The organism is Streptococcus mitis SK597 (assembly GCF_000148545.1).
GTDB lineage: Bacteria > Bacillota > Bacilli > Lactobacillales > Streptococcaceae > Streptococcus > Streptococcus mitis_C.
The window spans coordinates 1-8,567 of the sequence record NZ_AEDV01000071.1 but is presented as its reverse complement, the minus strand read 5'-3'; the positions used below and the strand labels follow the sequence as shown (position 1 = coordinate 8,567).

Annotated in this window: 9 protein-coding genes and 1 pseudogene; 9 read left to right on the top strand and 1 reads right to left on the bottom strand. The window is 39.6% G+C overall.

The features are described 5' to 3' along the window. The 4 genes and pseudogenes from SMSK597_RS13925 to SMSK597_RS09490 form a co-directional block, all read left to right on the top strand. Positions 1–1,188, top strand: a pseudogene (locus tag SMSK597_RS13925) (hypothetical protein); the annotation flags it as partial. 161 nt (positions 1,189–1,349) lie between these two features. Beyond that, positions 1,350–2,006: a response regulator transcription factor VncR gene (gene vncR, locus SMSK597_RS09500; RefSeq protein WP_000697943.1), complete on the top strand. Its 657-nt coding sequence runs from the start codon at positions 1,350–1,352 to the stop codon at positions 2,004–2,006. Further along, the gene (gene vncS / locus SMSK597_RS09495) at positions 2,003–3,331 is read left to right on the top strand and encodes a sensor histidine kinase VncS (RefSeq protein WP_000831385.1); all 1,329 of its coding nucleotides are present in this window, start codon (positions 2,003–2,005) and stop codon (positions 3,329–3,331) included. The genes vncR and vncS overlap by 4 nt, the downstream gene beginning before the upstream one ends. A 140-nt stretch (positions 3,332–3,471) precedes the next feature. Further along, positions 3,472–4,353 carry a class II fructose-bisphosphate aldolase gene (locus tag SMSK597_RS09490; RefSeq protein WP_001019001.1) on the top strand — a complete coding sequence of 294 codons (882 nt, stop codon included), beginning with the start codon at positions 3,472–3,474 and terminating at the stop codon, positions 4,351–4,353. A gap of 125 nt (positions 4,354–4,478) precedes the next feature. Here the strand turns inward: SMSK597_RS09490 and SMSK597_RS13920 are convergent, their stop codons facing one another. Next, positions 4,479–4,721, bottom strand: a complete 243-nt coding sequence (locus SMSK597_RS13920; protein ID WP_025169695.1) for a hypothetical protein — start codon at positions 4,719–4,721, stop codon at positions 4,479–4,481. 70 nt (positions 4,722–4,791) lie between these two features. Between SMSK597_RS13920 and SMSK597_RS09485 the strand changes: the two genes are divergently transcribed. The 5 genes from SMSK597_RS09485 (at position 4,792) to SMSK597_RS09465 (ending at position 8,531) form a co-directional block, all read left to right on the top strand. Beyond that, a complete protein-coding gene (locus SMSK597_RS09485) occupies positions 4,792–5,097 on the top strand; it encodes a type II toxin-antitoxin system RelB/DinJ family antitoxin (protein ID WP_000520543.1) in 306 nt (101 codons plus the stop codon). After that, positions 5,094–5,426 carry a type II toxin-antitoxin system RelE/ParE family toxin gene (locus SMSK597_RS09480; RefSeq protein WP_000161699.1) on the top strand — a complete coding sequence of 111 codons (333 nt, stop codon included), beginning with the start codon at positions 5,094–5,096 and terminating at the stop codon, positions 5,424–5,426. Before SMSK597_RS09485 ends, SMSK597_RS09480 begins: the two co-directional genes overlap by 4 nt. Before the next feature lie 505 nt (positions 5,427–5,931). After that, positions 5,932–6,924, top strand: coding sequence for an ABC transporter ATP-binding protein (locus SMSK597_RS09475; RefSeq protein ID WP_001240781.1), 993 nt, complete (start codon positions 5,932–5,934; stop codon positions 6,922–6,924). Between the two features lies 1 nt (position 6,925). Next, on the top strand, positions 6,926–7,744 hold the full coding sequence (locus SMSK597_RS09470) for an ABC transporter permease (RefSeq protein ID WP_000240162.1): 819 nt from the start codon (positions 6,926–6,928) through the stop codon (positions 7,742–7,744). A gap of 1 nt (position 7,745) precedes the next feature. Beyond that, positions 7,746–8,531, top strand: coding sequence for an ABC transporter permease (locus SMSK597_RS09465; protein WP_000760739.1), 786 nt, complete (start codon positions 7,746–7,748; stop codon positions 8,529–8,531). The last annotated feature ends 36 nt before the right edge of the window (positions 8,532–8,567 follow it).

Genomic DNA, 8,567 nt, shown 5'->3' with positions numbered 1-8,567 from the left:
GTGGAAGAGCCATCGACACCAGCGCCGAAAGAAGAGAAGCCAGTAACTCCAGAACCGAAAACTGAAGAAGAAAAGTTATTAGAGGAAACTAAACAGGATAGCATAAGAGAAAATATTGATGCAGTTGTTAATATTAAACTAGCGGAAATTGAAAAGATTGAAAATCCAGATGAAAAAGAAAAATTAAAAGAAAAATTATATGAGTTAAGAAAGAATGCAGTAGATGACATTAAAAATGCTAAAGATGAAGAAGAGGCATTAATACTTACAGAAAAACATCAAAATATAATTAATTCTCTTGAAATATCTGGTGAAAAATATACAAAACCAAATTTTGATAAAGATAATTTATCAAATGGACGTAATGATGGAACTACGATTGAAGGTGGTAGTACAGCAATAGGACATGGTTCAGGAGAAGCACCTTCAGGAGCAACGCAACCAGCCTCAGCAGAAGGGACAGATAACTCATCAGCACCAACAGCACAACCAGAAACAACATCATCAGGGACTTCAAGTTTTAGAAATGCTCCATCAGTTCAAGCAAGAGCAAGAAGAGTAGCACGTTCAACATCAGAACCAGATGGAACTGTAAATATTAGCTATAACTTCGCTGGAATGCCAGATATTCATGGTTTCCTATCTGACCCAGGAGAAGATAACACTGTTACAATTCCTGCTGGAACGAGTGAAGCACAGGCAAAAGAATTAGTAAAAGAAAAAATTCAAGCCAAGATAAAAGACCTAGCTGCTAGAGGGTATTATGTGAAAAATGACATTATTTTTGAACAAGATACTACTGTGAAAAATTATAACTACGTTGTCACATTCACTAAGGAGGCTACAGGAACTTCAGGTTTCAGAATGGCTCCAGCAGTTCAACCACGGGCTAGCAGAAATCGTAGAAGTCTAGAACAGCCAGCTCCTCAAAAGGTCAAAGTAAATGTATTTTATAACTTTGATAAAATGAAAGATATTGCAGGTTTTTTAGGAGATATCAATGGAACTCCTCTTGAAATCGCGGAAGGTTCAACAGATGATCAAGTAAAAGCAGCAGTCAAGAGCCAAGTTGAAGCTAAGAAAGAAGAGTTGGGCAAACGCGGCTATACTTTCAAAGAGGACTATGTCTATCAAGCTAATGGGAAAGATTATAACTACGTTGTAACATTTTCAAAAGCAACTAAATAATTTTCATTCCATAGGGAGTGAAATGTGAGCAGAGAGAGCGATAGGCTCTCTTTGTTTTATCTAGAAGCAAGTTTCTTAAAGACAAAAGGCCAATAAGAGATTATAATAAATAGAGTAGGTATTTATTCTAAGAAAAATAAAAAATAGAGAGCAGTTAAAGTATGAAAATTTTAATTGTAGAAGATGAAGAGATGATCCGTGAGGGGATCAGTGACTATTTGACAGATTGTGGCTATGAAACCATTGAGGCGGCGGACGGACAAGAAGCCTTAGAAAAATTTTCCAGCTATGAGGTAGCCTTGGTTTTACTAGATATCCAGATGCCCAAGCTCAATGGTCTGGAAGTGCTAGCTGAGATTCGTAAAACCAGTCAGGTTCCTGTCTTGATGTTAACAGCCTTTCAGGATGAGGAATACAAGATGACTGCCTTTGCTTCTCTGGCAGATGGCTATCTGGAAAAACCCTTCTCCCTCTCCCTTTTAAAAGTAAGGGTGGACGCGATTTTCAAGCGCTATTATGACACAGGACGAATCTTCTCCTATAAGGATACCAAGGTGGATTTTGAGAGCTACAGTGCAAGCCTCGCAGGTGAGGAAGTAGCTATCAATGCTAAAGAGTTGGAAATTCTTGATTATTTAGTGAAAAATGAAGGACGAGCCTTGACTCGATCTCAGATAATCGATGCCGTCTGGAAAGCGACAGATGAGGTTCCCTTTGATCGTGTCATTGATGTCTATATCAAGGAATTGCGGAAAAAGCTAGACTTGGATTGTATCCTCACTGTGCGCAATGTTGGTTATAAATTGGAGCGAAAATGAAACGAACAGGTTTATTTACAAAGATATTTATCTACACCTTCTCGATTTTTAGTGTTCTGGTCGTCTGTCTCCATTTAGCTATTTATTTTCTTTTTCCTTCGACTTATCTGAGTCACCGTCAGGAAACCATTGGTCAGAAAGCGACAGCTATTGCCCGGTCACTCGAAGGAAAGGATAGGCAAAGTATTGAGCAAGTCTTAGACCTGTATTCCCAGACCAGTGAGATTAAGGGAGCAGTCAAGGGAGAGATGACTGAGGACAAGTTGGAGGTCAAGGACAGTCTTCCTCTGGATACAGACCGCCAGACCACCTCGCTTTTTATTGAGGAACGGGAGGTGAAAACACAAGACGGTGGAACCATGACTCTCCAGTTTCTAGCGTCCATGGATTTGCAAAAGGAAGCAGAGCAGATTAGTCTCCAATTTCTTCCCTATACCTTGTTGGCATCCTTTCTGATTTCCCTCTTGATTGCTTACATCTACGCTCGGACCATTGTTGCCCCTATTTTGGAAATCAAGCGGGTGACCCGTCGGATGATGGAACTGGATGCCCAAGTGCGATTGCGCGTGGATTCGAAGGATGAGATTGGTGATCTCAAGGAACAAATCAATAGCCTCTACCAGCATCTTTTGACTGTCATTGCGGACTTGCATGACAAAAACGAAGCTATTCTCCAGCTGGAAAAGATGAAGGTCGAATTCCTAAGAGGGGCTTCTCATGAATTGAAAACACCTCTGGCTAGTTTGAAAATCCTAATTGAAAATATGAAAGAAAATATCGGGCGTTATAAGGATAGAGAACACTATTTGGGAGTAGCCTTAGGAATTGTGGATGAGCTCAATCACCACGTTCTCCAGATACTTTCTCTCTCGTCTGTGCAAGAATTGCGAGATGATAGGGAAACAATTGACCTACACCAGATGACGCAAAGTCTGGTTAAGGATTATGCTTTACTAGCCAAGGATAGAGAGCTCCATATAGACAATAGTTTGACTCATCAGCAGGCTTATCTAAACCCATCAGTTATGAAGTTAATCCTTTCTAACCTCATCAGTAATGCCATTAAGCACTCTGTTCCAGGTGGCTTAGTTCGCATTGGAGAAAGAGAAGGGGAACTTTTTATCGAAAATAGCTGTAGCTCAGAGGAACAAGAAAAACTAGCCCAGTCTTTTTCTGACAATGCTAGTCGCAAGGCCAAGGGATCTGGGATGGGGCTCTTTGTGGTTAAGAGTCTATTAGAACATGAAAAATTACCTTATCGTTTTGAGATGGGGGAGAATCGTTTAACCTTCTTTATAGCTTTTCCAAAAGTTGTCCAAGACTAGGGAGAGAAAGGGTTTACATAGATGAAGCTAGAAGAAATTCAATCGAAACTGCGGGAAAAACTAGATTTTTTTGTCAAAAAGTGATAAAATGAACAATGTAAATGGGATGTCCCATAAAAATATACAGGAGGCCTGATAAAATGGCAATCGTTTCAGCAGAAAAATTTGTCCAAGCAGCTCGTGACAACGGTTATGCAGTTGGTGGATTTAACACAAACAACCTTGAGTGGACTCAAGCTATCTTGCGCGCAGCAGAAGCTAAAAAAGCTCCAGTTTTGATCCAAACTTCAATGGGTGCTGCTAAATACATGGGTGGTTACAAAGTTGCTCGCAACTTGATCGCTAACCTTGTTGAATCAATGGGTATCACTGTACCAGTAGCTATCCATCTTGACCACGGTCACTACGAAGATGCACTTGAGTGTATCGAAGTTGGTTACACTTCAATCATGTTTGACGGTTCACACCTTCCAGTTGAAGAAAACCTTAAATTGGCTAAAGAAGTTGTTGAAAAAGCACATGCTAAAGGTATCTCAGTAGAAGCTGAAGTTGGTACTATCGGTGGTGAAGAAGACGGAATCATCGGTAAAGGTGAATTGGCTCCAATCGAAGACGCTAAAGCAATGGTTGAAACTGGTATCGACTTCTTGGCAGCTGGTATCGGTAACATCCACGGTCCTTACCCAGCTAACTGGGAAGGTCTTGACCTTGACCACTTGCAAAAATTGACAGAAGCTCTTCCTGGATTCCCAATCGTATTGCACGGTGGTTCAGGTATTCCTGATGAGCAAATCCAAGCAGCTATCAAACTTGGTGTTGCGAAAGTTAACGTTAACACAGAGTGCCAAATCGCATTCGCTAACGCAACTCGTAAATTTGCTCGTGACTACGAAGCAAACGAAGCAGAATACGACAAGAAAAAACTCTTCGACCCACGTAAATTCTTGGCTGACGGTGTCAAAGCTATCCAAGCATCAGTTGAAGAACGTATCGACGTATTCGGTTCAGAAGGTAAAGCTTAATATAGCTGAACAATATACACAAAACCTGCCCATTGGGTGGGTTTTTGTTTACACATAGGGGTTAGGATTACGAGAGCGTTTCATGGTCAATAGTTCTCTGTGTTACTGCTTTTTTATCGGATAGGCTAATCTAATCTTTCAACAGTGTAATAGTGGTATTTCGTTTTCAGAAAATATTTATACTCTTCGAAAATCTCTTCAAACCTCGTCAACGTCGCCTTGCCGTAAGTATGGTTACTGGCTTCGTCAGTTCTATCCACAACCTCAAAACAGTGTTTTGAGCTGACTTCGTCAGTTCTATCTACAACCTCAAAGCAGTGCTTTGAGCAACCTGCGGCTAGTTTCCTAGTTTGCTCTTTGATTTTCATTGAGTATTAATTGACAAGTAATGCAAATTGCTGTACAATTACAGTACAAATTGTAAGTGAGGTGATAAGAATGGGAAAAACAGCTACAATTAGTGTTCGAGTTGATGAATTAGATAAACAATCAGCTGAACAGGTTTTGAAGCAGCTTGGGATGCCGATATCAACATTAGTTACACTATTATTGAAACAAGTATCATTAACGAAGAAAATCCCTTTTGATATTGCATTGCCAGATGTACCTTCATCAGTGAATGTAGAGGAAATGACAGCTGAACGATTTGGACAAATGATGGTTGAAGCTTATCATGAAGCAGAAAACGGTCATGTTCGATCTGTCAATGAGTTCTTTAAAGAATTTAAGGAACGGAACGTATGACTAAAATAACCATTAATATTTTAAAAAGAGCTGAAGGAGATATGGAAGCCATTTATCATTATATCGCAGATGAGCTTCAATCGCCGGAAACTGCTATGAGTCACTTTGAAGCTATTGCAGAAGGGATTAAAACCTTAGAAATATTTCCTGAAAGATGTTCTATTGTAGAGGAATTGCTCAGTTTAGATATTAAAGTTAGACGACTACTAGTAAAAAATTATTCAGTGTTTTATCGTTTTGATAAGGATACAGTTACCATCTTGAGAGTGTTACATCAATCAAGTAGCTTGGACAGATTACTGTTTGAAATCGGGAACAAATCCGATTGACATATACGTATTTAGTCAGATTATATTCTATTTCATGGAACTTATATCTAGTAGATTGAATCTAAAATAGTACACTGCGACTGCTAAAAATATTTCCAGAAATTAGATTGACTTTCCTAATCGATTTGTTCATACCTTATTCAATCTACTACAAAATCATAATTAAAGCTTTTTAAGAAACATGGAAAAAACTGTTCATTATGCTCCAGATGCTAAAGCTTAATCTAGCTGAACAATACAGATAGAACTTGCCCATTGGGTGGGTTTTTTGCTGTTTTAAGGAAACTACTAAACCAGAATTTTGGATTAAAACTATTATTTGGGGAGAGAAATCTATAATTTCACAATCCATAGGCAAACGCTTGCATTCTAGTTTTTATTGGACTATAATAGGTTGGTATAAAGCCTTTTGTAATAATAAAATGTAGAAGGTGTAGAAAGTAAGGATTTAGAATATTTGTAGTAAAAAATACAATGTTGCTATTCCTTACATAGGGAGATAGATATGGCAATGATAGAAGTGGAACATCTTCAGAAAAATTTTGTGAAGACTGTTAAGGAACCAGGCTTGAAAGGGGCATTACTCTCCTTTATTCATCCTGAAAAGCAGACCTTTGAAGCGGTCAAGGATTTGACTTTTGAGGTTCCCAAGGGGCAGATTTTAGGCTTTATCGGGGCCAATGGTGCTGGGAAGTCGACAACCATTAAAATGCTGACTGGGATTTTGAAACCGACATCTGGTTTTTGTCGGATTAATGGCAAGATTCCGCAGGATAATCGTCAGGATTATGTCAAAGATATTGGCGTAGTCTTTGGACAACGCACCCAGTTATGGTGGGATTTGGCACTGCAAGAGACCTACACGGTTTTAAAGGAGATTTATGATGTACCAGACTCGCTCTTCCATAAGCGTATGGATTTTTTGAATGAAGTCTTGGATTTGAAGGACTTTATCAAGGACCCTGTGCGAACTCTTTCATTGGGACAACGGATGCGGGCGGATATAGCAGCTTCCTTGCTCCACAATCCCAAGGTTCTCTTTTTAGATGAGCCGACCATTGGTTTGGACGTTTCGGTCAAGGACAATATTCGTCGAGCCATTACTCAGATCAATCAGGAGGAAGAGACTACTATTCTCTTGACCACTCACGACTTGAGTGATATTGAGCAACTTTGTGATCGTATTTTTATGATTGACAAGGGACAGGAGATTTTTGATGGGACGGTTAGCCAGCTCAAGGAAACCTTTGGCAAGATGAAGACACTCTCCTTTGAACTGCTACCAGATCAAAATCACCTAGTTTCTCACTATGAAGGCCTGCCTGATATGATCATTGATAGACAAGGGAATAGTCTTAACATTGAATTCGATAGTTCTCGCTACCAATCAGCTGATATTATCAAGCAAACCTTGTCTGATTTTGAAGTCCGCGATTTGAAGATGGTGGATACGGATATTGAGGATATTATCCGTCGGTTCTACCGAAAGGAGCTCTAAGATGGTCAAATTGTGGAGACGTTATAAACCCTTTATTAATGCAGGGGTTCAGGAGTTGATTACCTATCGAGTCAACTTTATTCTCTATCGGATAGGCGATGTCATGGGGGCTTTTGTGGCCTTTTATCTCTGGAAGGCTGTCTTTGATTCCTCACAAGAGTCTTTGATTCAGGGCTTTAGTATGGCAGATATCACCCTCTACATCATCATGAGTTTTGTGACCAATCTTCTGACCAGATCTGATAGCTCCTTTATGATTGGGGAGGAGGTCAAGGATGGTTCCATTATCATGCGTTTGTTGCGACCAGTGCATTTTGCGGCTTCTTATCTATTTACCGAGCTTGGGTCAAAGTGGTTGATTTTTATCTCTGTTGGTCTTCCATTTTTAAGTATCATTGTTTTGATGAAAATCTTATCTGGGCAAGGGATTGTAGAAGTGCTGGGATTAACTGTCCTTTATCTTTTTAGCTTAACGCTAGCTTACCTAATCAACTTTTTCTTTAATATCTGTTTTGGTTTTTCAGCCTTTGTGTTTAAAAATCTTTGGGGTTCCAATCTACTCAAGACTTCCATAGTGGCTTTTATGTCTGGAAGTTTGATTCCCTTGGCTTTCTTTCCAAAGGTTGTTTCAGATATTCTGTCCTTTCTGCCTTTTTCATCCTTGATTTACACTCCGGTCATGATTATCGTTGGGAAATACGATGCCAATCAGATTCTTCAGGCGTTCGCTTTGCAGTTTTTCTGGCTCTTGGTGATGGTGGGCTTGTCTCAGTTGATTTGGAAACGAGTCCAGTCCTTTATTACCATTCAAGGAGGTTAGTATGAAAAAATATCAACGCATGCATCTGATTTTTATCAGACAATACATCAAACAGATCATGGAATACAAGGTGGATTTTGTGGTTGGAGTCCTGGGAGTTTTCTTGACTCAAGGCTTGAACCTCTTGTTTCTCAATGTCATCTTTCAACATATTCCATCCCTAGAAGGTTGGACCTTTCAAGAGATTGCCTTTATCTATGGTTTTTCCTTGATTCCCAAGGGATTGGATCATCTCTTTTTTGATAATCTCTGGGCTCTGGGACAGCGCTTAGTGCGAAAAGGAGAGTTTGACAAGTATCTGACTCGTCCCATCAATCCTCTCTTTCACATCCTAGTTGAGACCTTTCAGATTGATGCCTTGGGAGAACTCTTGGTCGGTGGTATCCTACTGGGAACAACAGTGACTAGCATTGCTTGGACTCTTCCAAAATTCCTGCTTTTCCTAGTTTGTATTCCTTTTGCGACCTTGATTTATACTTCCTTGAAAATCGCGACAGCCAGTATTGCTTTTTGGACCAAGCAGTCAGGGGCTATGATTTACATTTTCTATATGTTTAATGATTTTGCTAAGTATCCCATTTCAATTTATAATTCATTTCTTTGTTGGTTAATCAGTTTTATTGTACCTTTTGCCTTTACGGCCTACTATCCTGCCAGCTATTTTTTGCAGGACAAGGATGTAATCTTTAACATCGGAGGTTTGATGTTGATTTCCCTTGTCTTTTTTGGTATTTCCCTTAAACTCTGGGACAGGGGCTTGGATTCTTATGAAAGTGCTGGGTCCTAAGATGAAGAAACTCAAAGCCTTGTCTCAGGACAGGCT

Coding starts and splice junctions, on each gene's coding strand:
- vncR (WP_000697943.1), top strand. CDS start 1,350: ATGAAAATTTTAATTGTAGAAGATGAAGAGATGATCCGTGAGGGGATC.
- vncS (WP_000831385.1), top strand. CDS start 2,003: ATGAAACGAACAGGTTTATTTACAAAGATATTTATCTACACCTTCTCG.
- SMSK597_RS09490 (WP_001019001.1), top strand. CDS start 3,472: ATGGCAATCGTTTCAGCAGAAAAATTTGTCCAAGCAGCTCGTGACAAC.
- SMSK597_RS13920 (WP_025169695.1), bottom strand. CDS start 4,721: ATGAAAATCAAAGAGCAAACTAGGAAACTAGCCGCAGGTTGCTCAAAG.
- SMSK597_RS09485 (WP_000520543.1), top strand. CDS start 4,792: ATGGGAAAAACAGCTACAATTAGTGTTCGAGTTGATGAATTAGATAAA.
- SMSK597_RS09480 (WP_000161699.1), top strand. CDS start 5,094: ATGACTAAAATAACCATTAATATTTTAAAAAGAGCTGAAGGAGATATG.
- SMSK597_RS09475 (WP_001240781.1), top strand. CDS start 5,932: ATGGCAATGATAGAAGTGGAACATCTTCAGAAAAATTTTGTGAAGACT.
- SMSK597_RS09470 (WP_000240162.1), top strand. CDS start 6,926: ATGGTCAAATTGTGGAGACGTTATAAACCCTTTATTAATGCAGGGGTT.
- SMSK597_RS09465 (WP_000760739.1), top strand. CDS start 7,746: ATGAAAAAATATCAACGCATGCATCTGATTTTTATCAGACAATACATC.